The sequence below is a fragment of the Pectobacterium aroidearum genome, from assembly GCF_015689195.1.
GTDB classification, from domain to species: Bacteria; Pseudomonadota; Gammaproteobacteria; order Enterobacterales; family Enterobacteriaceae; genus Pectobacterium; species Pectobacterium aroidearum.
Map to the genome: position 1 here is coordinate 4277411 of NZ_CP065044.1, position 16147 is coordinate 4293557.

Below are 16147 nucleotides of genomic sequence, written 5' to 3' on the forward strand. Positions count from 1 at the left end.
TGGCACATGGACCGTCATCTATCGAGAGTAGACATCATCATGGCACTCACTGAACCCCGACGGCTATACCAGCAGTTAGCCGCAGAATTAAAACAGCGTATCGAAAGCGGTATGTACCAGGTCGGCGAAAAATTACCGGCAGAACGCTATATTTCTGAAGAAATGAACGTCAGCCGCACCGTAGTGCGTGAAGCTATTATTATGCTGGAAGTCGAAGGGTACGTTGAAGTACGCAAGGGTTCAGGCATTCACGTCATTTCCAACCAGCAGAAGAACCCGTTCATTAATAGCGGCGATATTGAATTCGTCGCGGCTGGTCCGTTCGAACTGCTTCAGGCACGCCAACTCATTGAAAGCAACATTGCTGAATTTGCCGCTACGCAGGTAACCCGTCAGGACATCATCCAACTGATGGAAATTCAGGAGTATGCACGTCAGGAAGACCGCTTCCGTGACTCTCAGTGGGATCTGAAATTCCACGTTCAGGTCGCGCTGGCAACACAAAATTCCGCGATGGCGACCATCGTCGAAAAAATGTGGAGCCAACGGATCCACAATCCCTACTGGCGCAAACTGCATGAGCACATTGACGACAAGTCGATAGAAAGCTGGTGCGAAGAGCACGACCGCATCCTTAAGGCGCTGATTCGCAAAGATCCTTACGCAGCCAAACTGGCGATGTGGCAACATCTGGAAAACACCAAGCAGATGCTGTTTCGCGCCACGACAGACGATTTCGAGTTTAACGTCGATCGCTATATGTTCGCCGAAAACCCGGTCGTGCACCTCGACCAGATACACGCGGGTAAATCCTAATTGCGTTTTTTTGCCCCTTGTTTTGAACGAGGGGTAATATTTTGGATGCACTGGAAAAGGTCAGAAAACGTTGATTTCTGTCAGCGAGTGTAAAATATCGCAGAAATCCCAATTCTTCCTCGAAAAATCCCCCTAAACCGCCTCAGTTGTCGTAATATTTTTCTGTCTCAGAAACACCTATTTTGTTACAGTTAACGCGTCTTTCTTACGCTTAATCCGCCGCTTTGGATGTAAAGTCAGCCAAGACCAAACAATCCCTACCCGCCTGTTTATCGGGTTCGCAGCGAAAAACCAGCATCAAGTCAGACACCCGCGTCACTATCGGGCGGAACAAGGCAGAGATCATAAAAAAATAATAATCCTGCGCCCTGAAAGCACTGTATTCACTCTTATCATGTCCAGAAGCGTGATTGTCGCCAAGGCTAAAATGCAACAGCAGTATTAGGAATACCGGATGGAATTAATCAAAGAACTGTTAAACGCACTCTGGCATCAGGATTTCGATATTTTAGCCGACCCGAAGTTGGTATGGACCATCTACATTTTGCTGTTTCTGATTATCTTTCTGGAAAATGGCCTGCTCCCGGCGGCTTTCCTGCCCGGCGATAGCCTGCTCATTTTGGTCGGCGTTCTTGTCGCCAAAGGCACAATGAATTACCCGTTTACCCTATTTCTCCTGACGACGGCCGCCAGCCTCGGCTGCTGGGCAAGCTACATTCAGGGGAGATGGCTTGGCAATACCAGTGTGGTTCAGGGCTGGCTATCGCATTTACCCGCACACTATCACCAGCGTGCCCACCAACTCTTCCACCGCCATGGTCTATCCGCGCTTTTAGTTGGCCGTTTTCTGGCTTTTGTCAGAACGTTATTACCTACCATCGCTGGCCTGTCAGGCCTGAATAACGCACGTTTTCAGTTCTTTAACTGGATGAGTGGATTCCTGTGGGTATTTATTCTGGTGACGCTGGGCTTCGCCTTAGGGAAAACCACGGTTTTCCTGAAATATGAAGACGAACTCATGCTTTGCCTGATGTTGCTGCCGCTGGCGCTGCTGTTTATCGGGCTGTTTGGCTCACTCTTTGTGCTATGGCGCAAAAAACGCGACACGAAAGCCAGTAATGCAGAGAAAGGGAGCTAACCGTGTCAATCCGTTGGTTATTCCCAAAACTCACCCCCAGAAAAGTAGCTCGCATACTGATATTGCTTGCTCTGCCAATTATCGCATTGACGCAGTCCCAGTCGCTGCGTCATTCCCAGGATGATGCGATGCTGCATATCAAGCCTTATGATGGCGCCGCGTTGCCAGATGGCTTTTACGTGTATCAGCGTCTTAATGAAAAAGGGATTGCGATCAAAAGCATTACACCAGAGCAAGATAGCCTGATCGTCCGTCTTGCCTCACCAGAACAGAGTATCGCTGCCAGAGATGTCCTGCGTTTGTCTCTGCCTAAAGTCACCATTACCGCGCAACAAGCGACAACCCCGACACCGTTCTGGCAGCAGAAACTGACACAGAAACAATCCAAACTGGGGTGACAAATATGAAACTATCTTCATCTGTTCTTGCATTATCTGTCCTGCTTTCTGGCCACGTACTGGCGAATACCGCCAATCAGGTGGAAACCTGTCAGCAAAAAGCGCAGGACATTCAGCGCCAAATCGATGAAGCGCGTAAACATGGTAATCAGAACCGCATCAATGGATTAGAGAAAGCGTTGGACGGCGTGAAAACCCACTGTACGGATGCTGGGCTGGCAGAGAAACGTCAGGAAGCGATTGCAGAAAAACGTAAAGACGTCGCTGAACGGCAGCAGGAACTGAACGAAAGCCGGCAGAAAGGGGATGACGCCGAGAAAATCCTCAAGCGCGAAAGAAAGCTGGCTGAAGCCGAGCAGGAATTACGCGCTGCGGAACGTGCCGCATCGCAATAACCCATCACTATATTGTCCCTATAAAACACACAGCAATTGTTCACTTTATAATCAAAAAAACAAATCACTAAAATTTACAGTGAGTTATCAGAATTGTCCGTACTCATTTTGGGCGGCATAAATTTCAGCTTCAGCTATAGTTAACACTCAGGTTTATAAACATGAAGGGTTATTAATATGGCTAAAGATCAAAATTCTGAGTACCTACGCGCCGAATTGAAATCACTGGCGGATACGCTGGAAGAAGTATTAAGCACCTCCAGCGATAAATCTAAAGCAGAACTCGACAAGCTGCGCAATAAGGCAGAAAGCGCGCTGAAAGAAACCCGCAATCGTCTGAGCGATACCGGCGAGCGTATCGCTTCCCACACGAAAGAAGCAGTTGAATCTGCGGACGACTATGTACGCCAGAACCCGTGGACCGGTGTCGGTATTGGTGCCGCTGTCGGTGTCGTGCTTGGCGTCCTGCTGTCTCGTCGCTAATTAGCGGATCGTTATGACGGATAAATCACAACAAGGCCCCGCAAGCGGGGTCATGGCTTCTGCTCAGCGCATCATCTCCATTATTGTCAGCATGGTGGAAAGCCGTGTCCGACTTGCAGTCATTGAATTAGAGGAAGAAAAAACCAATCTGATTCAGTTGCTGATGATGGTCGGTCTGACGCTGATTTTCGCCACTTTTGGCATTATGAGCCTGATTGCGCTCATCATCTGGGGCATCGATCCCCAGTATCGTCTCTTTGCTCTGGGGGGTATCACAGCCACATTACTTGGACTGGCGCTGATAGGTGGCGTCTGGACACTCCTCAAGGTACGTCGTTCCACCTTACTCAAGGCAACCCGTAAGGAGCTGGCGACCGACAGATCGTTGCTGGAGGAGGATCCCAAATGAGCCAGCGTCAGCAGCGAGACAGAGAAAAAGCCCAGCTACTGCGCCGGATACAACAGCAGCGGCTGGATTTATCGGCAGGTAAGAAACACTGGCTGGATACCACCGCTCGTTACGATCGCGGCTGGCAAAGTCTGATGCAGTGGCGTAAATACTGGATCGTGGGCTCCAGCCTCGTCGCACTCTATGGCGTGCGCCATCCCAGCCGCATGATTCGCTGGGGACGCCGCCTCGTCGGGCTGTGGGGAACATTCAGACTCGTCCGCAAAACGTTTGACTCACGTTCATAATCTTTCCTATCGCCTCGGCGTTCGGCCTTTCCCGTACGGCATCTTTCATCTCGTTTTCTTCTAACGCGCTCACACCATTACAGCGCGTTCTCGTACATTTAACTAAACATCAATTTTTCTGAAATAAAAGAACAATTATACTCGCTGGTAGCGCAAATCATCTCTCTATACTATCTGCCCATAACCTGATGGCAGGCCAGGTTTTCAGACCACACCTGCTACAACAAACACAACAGGGCGACATAGCCCACAACAAAATTAATTGGAGAGATGATGAAAAATTTAGAAAGCACTGCACTGCTGATTGCACGTATCTTAATGCCAATTCTGTTTATCGTTGCAGGTTACGGTAAGCTGGGTGATGCCTATGCAGGCACACAACAATACATGCAGGCGATGGGCGTACCCACCTTCCTGCTGCCGCTGACAATTCTGCTGGAGCTGGGTGGTGGTCTGGCGGTGCTGTTCGGTCTGCTGACGCGTACCGTTGCACTGTTCACTGCGGGCTTTACATTGCTGACCGCACTGATTTTCCACTCTAACTTTGCGGAAGGCATGAACCAACTGATGTTCATGAAAAACCTGACCATCGCTGGCGGCTACCTCCTGCTGGCTGTAACCGGTCCAGGCGCATTCAGCATCGACCGCCTGCTGGGCAAAAAGTGGTAAGACGAGCCTTTTCCGGCCTGTACTACACTTAATAGTCGAATAATGAATTAGACGGCAAGCAAACAAGGCTTGCCGTCGTTTTATCATCACTCACTAACGGGAGGATTTATGGGACAACTGGTTGACGGCGTATGGCACGATACCTGGTATGAAACCAAATCTACCGGCGGTCACTTTAAGCGTTCAGAATCCGTATTCCGCAATTGGGTAACACCCGATGGCACCCCTGGCCTCACCGGCAAAGGTGGCTTTCCCGCTCAGTCCGGCCGTTATCATCTCTATGTTTCTCTCGCCTGCCCGTGGGCACACCGCACGCTACTCATGCGCCAGTTAAAAGGGTTAGAAGATCATATCGCCGTTTCGGTGGTTCATCCGCTCATGCTGGATCACGGCTGGACGTTCGGTACCGATTTTGAGGGGGCAACAGGAGACTCGCTCTATCAGCACGAATTCCTTTACCAACTCTACCTGCACGCCAAGCCAGACTACAGTGGTCGGGTGACCGTGCCAGTCCTGTGGGACACCGAGCAACACACCATCGTCAGTAACGAATCCGCCGATATCATCCGTATGCTGAACAGCGCTTTTGACGGCGTGGGGGCAACAGCGGGAGATTATTACCCGGAAGCGCTACGCGCTCAGATTGACGAGTTGAACGGCTGGATTTACGACAAGGTCAACAATGGCGTTTACAAAGCCGGTTTTGCGACGAGTCAGTCAGCTTATGATGAATCCGCAACGACCGTTTTCGCTGCGTTATCCGATCTGGAAGCCATATTGGCAAAACAGCGCTATCTGACTGGTGAGCAGTTAACCGAAGCCGATCTGCGGCTGTGGACGACGCTGATCCGTTTCGATCCGGTCTATCACACGCATTTTAAATGCGATAAATATCGCCTGAGCGACTATCCAAACCTGTTCGGTTTTCTGCGTGATATTTATCAAATGCCTGGCATCGCCGATACCGTCGATATGGCGCATATTCGTCACCATTACTACCGTAGCCACGGCACGATTAATCCACATGGTGTGATTTCGCTAGGCCCAGAGCAAGACCTGAACCAGCCTCATCAGCGTGATAAGACGGTGATCAGTCTATACTGAGGCGTTGTCGATTAGCGATGAAGCGCAAGGCAAGGTGTGGTTCGCACCTTGCCTTAGCAAAGTGCGGGATTTAGGGCTGGTTTAGCAGCTTCGGAATTTCACGCAGGAACCAGGACTTCGCCTCGCCCATGCTGTCTCGCCGCCACGCCATAATAATCTGGCTTTCCATCTGGTGCTCCGGCCCAACGACCAGTAAACGCCCCTCGGCAATATCTTGCGCCACCATTGGATAAGGCATGGTCGCGACGCCTAATCCCGCCAACAACGCACGCCGCTTATCATCCAGAGAGCTCACTGTCAGACGCTGCTGTTTATCCAACAGTTGCACGGTCAGTACCGGGCGCTCGCGCGCCGTGTCCGCCACCGCAATCCCACGGTATTTCACTCGGGTCGCATCCGACAGCGGCTCAGGTTCCTGATGAATGGGGTGCTCAGGGCTGGCGACATACACATTATTCATCGTATACAGCTTGCGGGTATTCATTTCGGAAGACGCACGAAAATGCATGTCCGGCGCAATCACGATATCGGCACGCCCTTGCTCAAGACGCTCCCACGCTCCTGCCAGCACTTCCGTCAGAATCGATACCTGCGTATTCGCTTTGAGCGCCAGTTTATCGATTAAGGGAAAAAGCCGCTGAGTCGGAATAAGCGCTTCCGTCACAATCGTCAGGTGTGTTTCCCAACCGCGCGCCAGCGCTTCGGCATCCGTAGTGAGTTTATCCGCCGCTTCCAGCAGAATACGTCCGCGTTCCAGCAGCATTCGTCCGACATTCGTGAATTTAGTACGATGCCCGGAACGATCGAACAACACCACGTCTAACTCTTCTTCCAGTTTTTGCATGGTATAGCTCAGCGCCGAAGGCACTCTACCCAGCTCGTCTGCCGCAGCGGCAAAGCTGCCGCGACGATCGATCGCATCCATAACCCTCAAGGCTTCCAGCGTCAAAGCTCGTTCTTTCGCCATCTTCGTACTCATTCAGGAATTTTGAATATACCCACCAGATTAACTAGCTAACAATCCAACGTCCACACAATTACTATCGGTTTAAGAAATTATTATCTGGGGGATAAAGATTATGATCACACGAAGAGCAGCGGGGCAATGCGGCCAGGCCGACTATGGCTGGTTGCAGGCACGCTACACCTTCTCTTTTGGTCACTATTTTGACCCACAGTTGCTGGGCTACGCTTCTCTACGCGTGCTCAATCAGGAAGTATTGGCACCGGGGGCATCGTTCCAGCCACGAACCTATCCACGGGTCGATATCCTGAACATTATTCTTCAGGGTGAGGCAGAATACCGCGATAGTAACGGTTGCCACATTCAGGCCAAAGCCGGAGATGTGCTGCTGCTCGCCACTCAGCCAAACGTCAGCTATAGCGAACATAATACCAGCGCCAGTAAACCGCTGACGCGGCTGCAATTATGGCTGAACGCCTGTCAGACTCGGGAGAACAGTCCGTTACAGCGTATGGAATTGGATTCATCCAGCCATACTCTGCTTGCATCGCCGGAAGGTGAACACACCAGTCTGCAACTGCGCCAGCAGGTTTGGATCCACCATGTCGATCTCCAGCAGAATGAGCAAAGCACGATCGCGCTGCAGGGAAATCAGGCATACCTCCAGCTGATTCACGGTTCAATGGTGGTAAAAGGTAATCAGAACAGTGAAGCCCTACACTGCGGCGACGGCGCCTTTATCAAAGAAGAAACAACGTTGACGCTACGGGCAGAATCGCCTTTGCGTGCGCTGCTCATCGATCTGGTCGTCTAGTTCTTCTGTCCGTTGTTTTATCAGGAAAACGCCGCCAGTTCGGCGTTTTTATTCAGCCGTGGTAAGATATCCGTCTTGTTCCTCAATGCGTCAGGGTGATATGACAATGGATTCAACCAAACAGGACAAACTTCTTGCCCAGGCTGAACAGATTTGTCAGCAGCGCGCTGTGCGTCTAACGCCACAGCGGTTAGAGGTTTTACGCCTTATGGCACAGCAGTCAGGTGCTATCAGCGCTTATGACTTGCTGGATCTGCTGCGAGTTTCCGAGCCCCAGGCTAAACCGCCGACCGTCTATCGCGCGCTGGATTTTTTGCTGGAACAAGGCTTCATTCATCGAGTCGAATCAAACAACAGCTACGTGCTGTGTCACCATATCGAAGACCACAGCCATACGTCTGCCCTTTTCATCTGTGACCGCTGCGGGCAGGTTACGGAACGTCAAACCGAAGGGGTGGAAGAAACATTACGTAGCCTGGCACAGCAGTCGGGATTTACGCTGCGCCACAGCGTTGTGGAAGCGCACGGGCTGTGTGGAGGCTGTCAGGAAGTGGCATCATGCAAGCAGCCGGATCATTGCGATCACGACCATACGGTTCCGATTAAAAAACGCTAGCGCTTATTGGTGGGGCCTTCTGCCTGACAAGGTTTTTCTATATAAAAAAAAACGATAGCCCTGAGGGCTATCGTTTTTTAGCATCACGTTCACTACCAGTGATATTTGTGGTGCTCTTCCCAGTGTTTCACTTCTTTCTCTGCCGCTTCTTTTGCGTACCCGTAACGCTCCTGGATTCTCCCCACCAGTTGGTCACGCTTACCTTCGATGACCGTCAGATCGTCATCCGTTAATTTGCCCCATTGCTCTTTCGCTTTACCTTTAAACTGTTTCCAGTTACCGCTGGCTTGGTCTTTATTCATCAGAATCTCCGTACCTTAGGTGTATTGCGCATAAACGAATCGTCACTACCGACGTAGGCGTCAGTCAGTGTCAGATAAATTGTTCAGTAAGCAGAGTCATCATTCTGTGAACCATCACGGTGCTTGCACCACTGCCCTTCCTCGATCTGCCAGGCTAACCTAAATGTGATGGCTAATGTTTAATGACTAAACGCTCAATCGAGATAAAAATGCTTACCTTGATAAAAATTATAGTCGAATATTTTACTTAAAATTAAAAATAAGGAATCTGTAACTAGCGAAGGCGCCAAGAAAGGAAAAATGACCGTAAAAGTAATGGAAAAACAGGCGGTAAGGGAGAGAAGAGAAAACACACGCGAAATGTAACGAAATATATACAACTAGCAGATTAACACGCGGGGCAACTAACACATGAAGCAATTCACACATAAAGCGATTAACACAAAAAACGTGATGCACTGACCCAGAAAGACGAGCAGTGCATCTCTATGACCGTTAGCTCCAGTCGCTGTTACGAATCACGCCAACCGCTAAGCCTTCTATCGAAAAGCTCTGCTGACGCAGGTCAACAACAATGGGGGCAAACTCTTCGTTTTCAGCGAGAAGGTGTACCATATTGCCCTGCTTTTTCAGGCGTTTTACCGTCACTTCATCGTCAATGCGCGCGACGACAATCTGACCGTTGCGTACATCTTCCGTTTTATGCACGGCCAATAAATCGCCATCCATAATACCGATATCTTTCATCGACATGCCGCTCACGCGCAGCAAAAAATCAGCGCTGGGTTTGAACATTGCAGGGTCAACCTGATAGTGACATTCGATATGTTCCTGCGCCAGCAGAGGCTCACCTGCGGCCACGCGACCAACCAGAGGAATACCCGTCTCTTCTTCCATCAGCAGACGAATACCGCGAGAAGCACCCGATACAATTTCAATCACACCTTTACGCGCCAGCGCTTTCAGATGTTCTTCAGCCGCATTCGGAGAGCGAAACCCCAGCTGTTGAGCAATTTCCGCGCGCGTTGGCGGCATTCCGGTCTGCGCAATGTGATCGCGGATCAGGTCATAAACCTGCTGCTGCCTTGCTGTTAATACTTTCATTCCGCCCCCTGGTTGTTTATACAGTCTTGCTGTGAGTATATACAGGTACGCCACAATTGGGAATGGAGATATAGGCAAAGCCTCTGACTTTTATTCATTTATGCGTGCCGTCAGGCAAAATGTTGCCAGAGAATGCTACCCCACACGACAGCCGCTAACACGATGGCAACAAAAACAGCCGCCGACCCGATATCTTTCGCCCGGCCGGATAATTCGTGATGCTCAAGGCCAATACGATCGACAACCGCTTCAATGGCGCTGTTAGCCAGCTCAAAAAGCATAATCAATACCACAGACCCGATCAGCAGCAGCTTTTCGACCAGCGTAACCGGCAGCAGACACGCAATAATCACGCCGACAATCGTCAATATTGTTTCCTGACGAAATGCCGCCTCATGTTGCCAAGCCTGCTTCAGCCCCTTAAGGGAATAACCGGTCGCCTTAATAATCCGGGTCATCCCCGTTGCTTTATTCATTTATCCTCCATTCTTTACGTAAAATAGTTCGCATTTTAACGCGCTTACGTTGTCTCACCACCACAGATTTCCGACGCAGTTTCTGGTATCCTTGCGGCGCATTGCTAACAAGAGGCTCCAAGTTGTTATGTCAGGTTGGCGTAAAATTTACTATAAATTATTGAATCTCCCACTGAAACTGCTGGTTAAAAGCAAAGTTATTCCCGCAGATCCCGTGGTCGAGTTGGGGTTAGATCCCTCACGTCCTATACTCTATGTTCTGCCTTATAACTCTCAGGCGGATCTCTTGACGCTACGCGCGAAATGCCTGGCATTGGGGTTACCCGATCCCTCGCAATCGTTCGAATTCAACGGCGTCGAACTTCCCAGCCACGTCTTTATTAACGACGGGCCGCGCGTCTTCCGCTATTACGTTCCCAAGCAGAAATCCGTCAAGCTGTTCCACGACTATCTGGATCTGCATCGCGCCAATCCAGATTTAGACGTGCAGATGGTGCCGGTTTCCGTGATGTTTGGACGTTCTCCGGGTCGGGAAGGCCATTCTCAGGCCACACCACACCTGCGATTGCTCAACGGCATTGAGAAATTCTTCGCTGTCCTGTGGCTAGGGCGTGACAGTTTTGTTCGCTTCTCCAGCCCGGTGTCGCTGCGCTATATGGCGACCGAGCATGGCACTGACAAAACCATAGCCCACAAACTGGCGCGCGTCGCGCGTATGCACTTCTCCCGCCAGCGTTTGGCGGCAGTTGGCCCACGCTTGCCGGTACGCCAGGAACTGTTTAATAAGCTGCTGGATTCGAAAGCGATCAAGAAGGCCGTAGACGATGAGGCGCGCAGTAAGAAGATTTCCCATGAGAAAGCGCAGCAGAACGCCATTGCGTTGATGGAAGAAATCGCCGCCGACTTCTCCTACGAAGCCGTGCGTCTGTCGGATCGCGTCTTAAGCTGGACGTGGAACCGCCTTTATCAAGGGATCAACGTCCATAACGCCGAACGCGTTCGTCAGCTGGCACAGGATGGTCACGGTATTGTCTATGTGCCCTGCCACCGCAGCCATATGGACTATCTGCTGCTGTCCTACGTCCTATACCATCAGGGCCTAGTGCCACCGCACATCGCCGCAGGCATCAATCTTAATTTCTGGCCAGCGGGTCCGATCTTCCGTCGCCTTGGCGCCTTCTTCATTCGTCGTACCTTCAAAGGCAATAAGCTGTATTCCACGATTTTCCGTGAGTATCTGGGTGAACTGTTTGCCCGTGGCTATTCGGTGGAATACTTCATGGAAGGCGGACGTTCACGCACGGGTCGCCTGTTGGAACCCAAAACCGGTACGCTGGCGATGACGATTCAGGCCATGCTCAGAGGCGGTACGCGCCCTATCACGCTGGTGCCGATTTATGTCGGCTACGAGCATGTGATGGAAGTCGGCACCTATGCGAAAGAGCTGCGCGGCGCGGTGAAGGAAAAAGAAGGCTTTATGCAGATGGTGCGCGGTTTACGCAAACTGCGTAATCTCGGCCAGGGGTATGTGAACTTCGGTGAACCACTCCCGTTGACCACCTATCTGAACCAGCATGTTCCGCAATGGCGTGATGCGATTGATCCTATCGAAGCACAGCGCCCAAGTTGGCTAACGCCGACGGTGCAGGATATCTCGATGGATATCATGGTACGCATCAATAATTCTGCGGCAGCAAACGCGATGAACCTGTGTTCTACGGCTCTTTTGGCATCCCGCCAGCGCTCACTGACTCGCGAGCAAATGCAAGAACAGCTGGATTGCTATCTGCAGTTGCTGCGTCAGGTTCCTTACCACAAAGATATTACGGTTCCCAAAAAGACAGCGGATGAACTGTTGGAACATGCGCTGAGCATGAACAAGTTCGAAGTCGAGAAGGACAGCATTGGCGATATCATCATTCTGCCGCGCGAGCAGGCCGTTCTGATGACGTACTATCGCAATAACATCCAGCATCTGTTGGTGTTACCGTCGCTGATTGCCAGCATCGTCATCCACCACCGTCGGATTACACTTGCAGAAGTCGTGTGCCAGATCGCGCTGATCTATCCGCTGCTGCAATCCGAACTGTTCCTGCATTATTCCAAAGAGCAGTTACCGGGCGTGCTGGAAACGTTGGCTAATGAACTGGTTCAACAGCAGTTGTTGTGCAGTCGTGACGGTGAGCTGGCGATCAATCCGCCACGTATCCGCACGCTGCAATTGCTGTCGGCAGGCGTGCGTGAAACGCTGCAACGTTATGCGATTACGCTGTCGTTGCTGTGTGCGAATCCAGAAATCAACCGCGGAACGCTGGAAAAAGAAAGCCGGAACATGGCTCAACGCCTGTCCGTCCTGCACGGCATCAATGCGCCAGAGTTCTTTGATAAAGCGGTGTTCTCAACGCTGGTCGCAACCTTACGGACAGAAGGCTATATCACCGACAGTGCGGAAGCGGCGCAAGGCGATATCGTGGCGATCTACAACATTCTCGGCGATTTGATCACCCCAGAAGTGCGCTTGACCATTGAAAGCGCCAGCTCATCCGCTGAAATGGAAGCCGAAAGCCAAGCAGTGGAAGAGACAACGCAGGAGTAGTCAGGCGAGAAAATGGCGGATGGATACGCCGCCATCAAGCCGCGAGTGCGTTTAGCATCACGGATACATCTGGATGTTCTGCCATAAAAAAAGCAGCGAGAAATCGCTGCTTTTTTGTCTCTGCTATTCAGCTTACAGGCCAAACAGCACACCGATAAATATCGCCATTCCCGCGTATTTATTGTTGTGAAACGCCTTAAAACAGGCGTCGCGCTCGCGCCCGGCCGTGAGTATTTGCTGATAGATAAACATCCCGCCAGCCACCAACAGCGAAATGTAGTACGGCATTCCCAATCCGGTCATCGTTCCTAAAATCAACAACAGCGTCAGCATACTAAACTGCAATAACCCGATGATGAGATTGTCAAAACGGCCAAACAAGATCGCAGTGGATTTCACGCCGATCTTCAGATCGTCGTCGCGATCCACCATCGCATATTGGGTATCGTAGGCGACCGTCCAGCAGATATACGCCAGAAACATCATCCAGCAGGTTGCAGGCAGGCTTTCACTCACTGCGGCATACGCCATCGGGATCGACCAGCCAAACGCGGCGCCCAGCACAAACTGAGGAAGATGGCTGACCCGTTTCATAAACGGATAGACCCATGCCAGCCCCAGCCCCGCAACGGACAGCCAGATCGTCATCGTATTCAGCGTCAGCACCAGACCAAACGCCAGCAAGACCAGCACGACAAACAGCACTTTGGCAGATTGCTCGCTCACCTCGCCGCTGGGCAACGGGCGAGAAGCGGTACGTTTTACATGGCCGTCAAAATGCCGATCGGCGTAGTCATTGATGACGCAGCCCGCCGCTCGCATCAAGAAAACGCCAGCGACAAACACAAAGAGCGTCCACGGCGCAGGCACTCCCCCTCCCGCCAGCCACAGCGCCCATAGCGTTGGCCACAGCAGCAGCAGAGAACCTATCGGTTTATCAATTCGCATCAAGCGACAATAAGCCAGCCATTTCCCTGCTGTAACACTTCTTTCCAAGGATTTATCTCCTCAAATTACCTGCCAACCTTCATCACTCGGTGTGTAATAAACCGGTGATTCCGGTAAGAAAAGCTCAGTCAACAGTAACGGAAAACCAGAAAGACACAGGCGGGAACGCCGCGCCCATAAGCCTTCGCAGCATCCGGTATGAATGTAATCACGCGTTAGCGATTTTTGCTCAAACAGATAACGGCCTAACGGCTGATTGCCTATTTTCGTCAGGGCGGAATCCGTTCCGTCGAGCGTCTGTTGTGGAACGATGGTACGGCCAAACAGCCAGGGACGCTCGTCGCCATACAGCACCACCTCACGCAGCCAATAACGTTCGTCAGGTGGAAGTTGTTCGCTCTCTTCACCCAGCGATTGTGGCGACACGAATCCCTCACGGCAAAGCGTCACGGTCAATTGGGCACAATATTTTTCAAGCCGCTGCGTCATGGAACTGGTTTCCATCAGCCAGTCACCAATATGCTCAGGTAATACCGAAGGAGGTTCAGCAAACCAGGAAATGGTGCGCAAAAGCGTAGACACATCGTCAGACATTGTCCCTACTCCAAACAGGGTTACTTTGCCAAATAACAGCATTCGTAAATAAAGTAAGCGCCCCTATTGTAGCGCAGAATGCTTGCCCCGATAACACGCTATAAACCAATTCATCCCCGATGTGGCAACATTTCGGCAATGTGGCTAGCCATCACGGTGCATCTTTCGTCATTCACACAGCCGTTTGGCAGGAAATCGATGACACAAGAGCGCTTGGCTCAATAATGCATTGAATTGATTAGATAGAAACGCGACGCATAAAAAAAGCACCACCCGGTATCGCGACCGGATAGTGCTCTTTGAAGGACAGAAAGACGTGCTTCTGTAACCTGACTCACTGTCACCGGAAAATCGCTTCCGGTGACAATGGCGTCACATTACATCATGCCGCCCATACCACCCATGCCGCCCATTCCGCCAGCAGCACCTAAGTCGGGCGCATCGCTTTTCGGCAGGTCGGTTACCATACATTCAGTGGTGATCATCAGACCCGCAACGGAAGCGGCGTATTGCAGCGCAGAACGGGTAACTTTGGTCGGATCCAGGATACCGAAGTCGATCATGTTGCCGTATTCTTCGGTTGCGGCGTTGTAACCGTAGTTACCTTCGCCCGCTTTAACGGTGTTCGCAACCACAGATGGCTCTTCACCAGCGTTGGAAACGATCTGACGCAGTGGCGCTTCCATCGCGCGCAGCGCAACTTTGATACCCACGTTCTGATCTTCGTTCTGAGCAGTCAGAGAAGCCAGTTTAGCGGCAACGCGAACCAGCGCCACACCACCACCAGCAACCACGCCTTCTTCTACCGCGGCGCGAGTCGCAGCCAGAGCATCTTCAACGCGTGCTTTCTTCTCTTTCATTTCAACTTCAGTTGCTGCGCCAACTTTGATAACGGCTACGCCGCCAGCCAGTTTAGCCACACGCTCTTGCAGTTTTTCACGGTCGTAATCAGACGTCGCTTCTTCAACCTGCTGACGGATCTGAGCAACACGGCCCTGGATCGCAGCTTCTTCACCGGTACCATCGATGATGGTGGTGGTGTCTTTGTTGATCACAACGCGTTTTGCCTGACCCAGATCTTCCAGCGTCGCTTTTTCCAGCTCCAGACCGATCTCTTCAGAGATAACGGTACCGCCAGTCAGCGTCGCGATATCTTGCAGCATGGCTTTACGACGGTCGCCGAAGCCCGGTGCTTTCACCGCAGCGACTTTCACGATGCCACGCATGGTGTTAACCACCAGCGTTGCCAGTGCTTCGCCTTCAACATCTTCAGCAACGATAACCAGCGGTTTGCCCGCTTTCGCTACGGCTTCCAGTACTGGCAGCATTTCGCGGATGTTGGAGATTTTTTTATCAGCCAGCAGGATGAACGGGCTTTCCAGTTCTACAGCACCAGTTTCCGGCTTGTTGATGAAGTACGGAGACAGGTAGCCACGGTCGAACTGCATACCTTCAACCACGTCCAGCTCGTCTTGCAGACCGGTACCTTCTTCAACGGTGATCACGCCTTCTTTACCGACTTTGTCCATCGCTTCGGCAATCATTTTGCCTACGGTTTCGTCGGAGTTAGCAGAGATGGTACCAACCTGAGCAATAGCTTTAGAGTCAGAGCACGGTACAGACAGTGCTTTCAGCTCTTCAACAGCGGCGATAACGGCTTTATCGATACCGCGCTTCAGATCCATCGGGTTCATGCCCGCTGCAACAGCTTTCAGGCCTTCAGTGATGATAGCCTGCGCCAATACGGTTGCGGTCGTGGTGCCGTCGCCTGCTGCGTCATTCGCTTTAGAGGCAACTTCTTTCACCATCTGCGCGCCCATGTTCTCAAACTTGTCTTCCAGCTCGATTTCACGCGCAACAGATACGCCGTCTTTAGTAATGGTCGGTGCACCGAAGGATTTATCCAACACAACATTACGGCCTTTCGGGCCCAGGGTAACCTTCACTGCATCAGCCAGTACATTTACGCCGCGCAGCATTTTTACGCGAGCGTCATTACCGAATTTTACGTCTTTAGCTGCCATGGTGTATTTC

Annotated in this window: 19 protein-coding genes; 12 read left to right on the forward strand and 7 right to left on the reverse strand. The window is 51.4% G+C overall.

All coding sequences use genetic code 11. The annotated features are described in order from the left end of the window. Window positions 1-39: 39 nt before the first annotated feature. The 9 genes from exuR (at window position 40) to I2D83_RS19075 (ending at window position 5699) form a co-directional block, all read left to right on the forward strand. Entirely contained in the window at window positions 40-816 is a 777-nt protein-coding gene (exuR, locus tag I2D83_RS19035; protein ID WP_012773234.1) for a transcriptional regulator ExuR, read from the forward strand. Window positions 817-1270: 454 nt separating this feature from the next. Beyond that, a complete protein-coding gene (locus I2D83_RS19040; RefSeq protein ID WP_012773233.1) occupies window positions 1271-1954 on the forward strand; it encodes a DedA family protein in 684 nt (227 codons plus the stop codon). 2 nt (window positions 1955-1956) lie between these two features. After that, window positions 1957-2352 carry an EnvZ/OmpR regulon moderator MzrA gene (gene mzrA / locus I2D83_RS19045; RefSeq protein ID WP_012773232.1) on the forward strand — a complete coding sequence of 132 codons (396 nt, stop codon included), beginning with the start codon at window positions 1957-1959 and terminating at the stop codon, window positions 2350-2352. A gap of 5 nt (window positions 2353-2357) precedes the next feature. Next, the gene (locus I2D83_RS19050; RefSeq protein WP_012773231.1) at window positions 2358-2747 is read left to right on the forward strand and encodes a DUF1090 domain-containing protein; all 390 of its coding nucleotides are present in this window, start codon (window positions 2358-2360) and stop codon (window positions 2745-2747) included. A 177-nt stretch (window positions 2748-2924) separates the two neighbouring features. Then, the gene (locus I2D83_RS19055; RefSeq protein WP_012773230.1) at window positions 2925-3230 is read left to right on the forward strand and encodes an ElaB/YgaM/YqjD family protein; all 306 of its coding nucleotides are present in this window, start codon (window positions 2925-2927) and stop codon (window positions 3228-3230) included. 13 nt (window positions 3231-3243) lie between these two features. Beyond that, the gene (locus I2D83_RS19060) at window positions 3244-3639 is read left to right on the forward strand and encodes a phage holin family protein (protein ID WP_205947108.1); all 396 of its coding nucleotides are present in this window, start codon (window positions 3244-3246) and stop codon (window positions 3637-3639) included. Beyond that, window positions 3636-3926, forward strand: a complete 291-nt coding sequence (locus tag I2D83_RS19065) for a YqjK-like family protein (RefSeq protein ID WP_180777433.1) — start codon at window positions 3636-3638, stop codon at window positions 3924-3926. The genes I2D83_RS19060 and I2D83_RS19065 overlap by 4 nt, the downstream gene beginning before the upstream one ends. A gap of 273 nt (window positions 3927-4199) precedes the next feature. Then, window positions 4200-4595, forward strand: coding sequence for a DoxX family protein (locus I2D83_RS19070; protein ID WP_012773227.1), 396 nt, complete (start codon window positions 4200-4202; stop codon window positions 4593-4595). A 108-nt stretch (window positions 4596-4703) separates the two neighbouring features. Next, window positions 4704-5699 (forward strand): glutathione S-transferase family protein, encoded by a 996-nt coding sequence (locus tag I2D83_RS19075; RefSeq protein ID WP_180777432.1) that lies wholly within the window; start codon window positions 4704-4706, stop codon window positions 5697-5699. Between the two features lie 70 nt (window positions 5700-5769). On the opposite strand, the gene I2D83_RS19080 is transcribed toward I2D83_RS19075, so the two are convergent. Then, window positions 5770-6666, reverse strand: a complete 897-nt coding sequence (locus I2D83_RS19080; RefSeq protein ID WP_012773225.1) for a LysR family transcriptional regulator — start codon at window positions 6664-6666, stop codon at window positions 5770-5772. 112 nt (window positions 6667-6778) lie between these two features. Here I2D83_RS19080 and I2D83_RS19085 point away from each other — a divergent pair, with 112 nt between their 5' ends. Together I2D83_RS19085 and zur are read left to right on the forward strand one after the other, a co-directional pair. Beyond that, on the forward strand, window positions 6779-7477 hold the full coding sequence (locus I2D83_RS19085) for a pirin family protein (RefSeq protein ID WP_012773224.1): 699 nt from the start codon (window positions 6779-6781) through the stop codon (window positions 7475-7477). A 106-nt stretch (window positions 7478-7583) separates the two neighbouring features. Next, window positions 7584-8093 carry a zinc uptake transcriptional repressor Zur gene (gene zur / locus I2D83_RS19090; RefSeq protein WP_010298842.1) on the forward strand — a complete coding sequence of 170 codons (510 nt, stop codon included), beginning with the start codon at window positions 7584-7586 and terminating at the stop codon, window positions 8091-8093. Window positions 8094-8185: 92 nt separating this feature from the next. Here the strand turns inward: zur and I2D83_RS19095 are convergent, their stop codons facing one another. The 3 genes from I2D83_RS19095 to I2D83_RS19105 all read right to left on the reverse strand — a co-directional run bounded on the left by I2D83_RS19095 (window position 8186) and on the right by I2D83_RS19105 (window position 9975). After that, the gene (locus I2D83_RS19095; protein WP_010298839.1) at window positions 8186-8395 is read right to left on the reverse strand and encodes a CsbD family protein; all 210 of its coding nucleotides are present in this window, start codon (window positions 8393-8395) and stop codon (window positions 8186-8188) included. Window positions 8396-8890: 495 nt separating this feature from the next. Beyond that, on the reverse strand, window positions 8891-9499 hold the full coding sequence (gene lexA, locus I2D83_RS19100) for a transcriptional repressor LexA (protein ID WP_012773222.1): 609 nt from the start codon (window positions 9497-9499) through the stop codon (window positions 8891-8893). Window positions 9500-9609: 110 nt separating this feature from the next. Beyond that, window positions 9610-9975, reverse strand: coding sequence for a diacylglycerol kinase (locus tag I2D83_RS19105; RefSeq protein ID WP_012773221.1), 366 nt, complete (start codon window positions 9973-9975; stop codon window positions 9610-9612). Between the two features lie 127 nt (window positions 9976-10102). Here I2D83_RS19105 and plsB point away from each other — a divergent pair, with 127 nt between their 5' ends. After that, window positions 10103-12571 carry a glycerol-3-phosphate 1-O-acyltransferase PlsB gene (gene plsB / locus I2D83_RS19110; protein WP_205947109.1) on the forward strand — a complete coding sequence of 823 codons (2469 nt, stop codon included), beginning with the start codon at window positions 10103-10105 and terminating at the stop codon, window positions 12569-12571. A gap of 132 nt (window positions 12572-12703) precedes the next feature. Here the strand turns inward: plsB and ubiA are convergent, their stop codons facing one another. The 3 genes from ubiA to groL all read right to left on the reverse strand — a co-directional run bounded on the left by ubiA (window position 12704) and on the right by groL (window position 16137). Continuing rightward, the gene (ubiA, locus tag I2D83_RS19115; RefSeq protein WP_205947110.1) at window positions 12704-13567 is read right to left on the reverse strand and encodes a 4-hydroxybenzoate octaprenyltransferase; all 864 of its coding nucleotides are present in this window, start codon (window positions 13565-13567) and stop codon (window positions 12704-12706) included. A 12-nt stretch (window positions 13568-13579) separates the two neighbouring features. Further along, window positions 13580-14113: a chorismate lyase gene (gene ubiC / locus I2D83_RS19120; RefSeq protein WP_012773218.1), complete on the reverse strand. Its 534-nt coding sequence runs from the start codon at window positions 14111-14113 to the stop codon at window positions 13580-13582. A 377-nt stretch (window positions 14114-14490) separates the two neighbouring features. Further along, window positions 14491-16137, reverse strand: a complete 1647-nt coding sequence (gene groL, locus I2D83_RS19125) for a chaperonin GroEL (RefSeq protein WP_012773217.1) — start codon at window positions 16135-16137, stop codon at window positions 14491-14493. Window positions 16138-16147: the final 10 nt, after the last annotated feature.

Excerpts from the sequence above, each read along its gene's own strand:
- plsB (WP_205947109.1), top strand. The coding sequence starts at position 10,103 with ATGTCAGGTTGGCGTAAAATTTACTATAAATTATTGAATCTCCCACTG.
- lexA (WP_012773222.1), bottom strand. The coding sequence starts at position 9,499 with ATGAAAGTATTAACAGCAAGGCAGCAGCAGGTTTATGACCTGATCCGC.
- I2D83_RS19060 (WP_205947108.1), top strand. The coding sequence starts at position 3,244 with ATGACGGATAAATCACAACAAGGCCCCGCAAGCGGGGTCATGGCTTCT.
- I2D83_RS19105 (WP_012773221.1), bottom strand. The coding sequence starts at position 9,975 with ATGAATAAAGCAACGGGGATGACCCGGATTATTAAGGCGACCGGTTAT.
- I2D83_RS19065 (WP_180777433.1), top strand. The coding sequence starts at position 3,636 with ATGAGCCAGCGTCAGCAGCGAGACAGAGAAAAAGCCCAGCTACTGCGC.
- I2D83_RS19080 (WP_012773225.1), bottom strand. The coding sequence starts at position 6,666 with ATGGCGAAAGAACGAGCTTTGACGCTGGAAGCCTTGAGGGTTATGGAT.
- I2D83_RS19055 (WP_012773230.1), top strand. The coding sequence starts at position 2,925 with ATGGCTAAAGATCAAAATTCTGAGTACCTACGCGCCGAATTGAAATCA.
- I2D83_RS19085 (WP_012773224.1), top strand. The coding sequence starts at position 6,779 with ATGATCACACGAAGAGCAGCGGGGCAATGCGGCCAGGCCGACTATGGC.
- I2D83_RS19075 (WP_180777432.1), top strand. The coding sequence starts at position 4,704 with ATGGGACAACTGGTTGACGGCGTATGGCACGATACCTGGTATGAAACC.
- ubiC (WP_012773218.1), bottom strand. The coding sequence starts at position 14,113 with ATGTCTGACGATGTGTCTACGCTTTTGCGCACCATTTCCTGGTTTGCT.
- I2D83_RS19070 (WP_012773227.1), top strand. The coding sequence starts at position 4,200 with ATGAAAAATTTAGAAAGCACTGCACTGCTGATTGCACGTATCTTAATG.
- exuR (WP_012773234.1), top strand. The coding sequence starts at position 40 with ATGGCACTCACTGAACCCCGACGGCTATACCAGCAGTTAGCCGCAGAA.
- groL (WP_012773217.1), bottom strand. The coding sequence starts at position 16,137 with ATGGCAGCTAAAGACGTAAAATTCGGTAATGACGCTCGCGTAAAAATG.
- zur (WP_010298842.1), top strand. The coding sequence starts at position 7,584 with ATGGATTCAACCAAACAGGACAAACTTCTTGCCCAGGCTGAACAGATT.
- I2D83_RS19040 (WP_012773233.1), top strand. The coding sequence starts at position 1,271 with ATGGAATTAATCAAAGAACTGTTAAACGCACTCTGGCATCAGGATTTC.
- I2D83_RS19050 (WP_012773231.1), top strand. The coding sequence starts at position 2,358 with ATGAAACTATCTTCATCTGTTCTTGCATTATCTGTCCTGCTTTCTGGC.
- I2D83_RS19095 (WP_010298839.1), bottom strand. The coding sequence starts at position 8,395 with ATGAATAAAGACCAAGCCAGCGGTAACTGGAAACAGTTTAAAGGTAAA.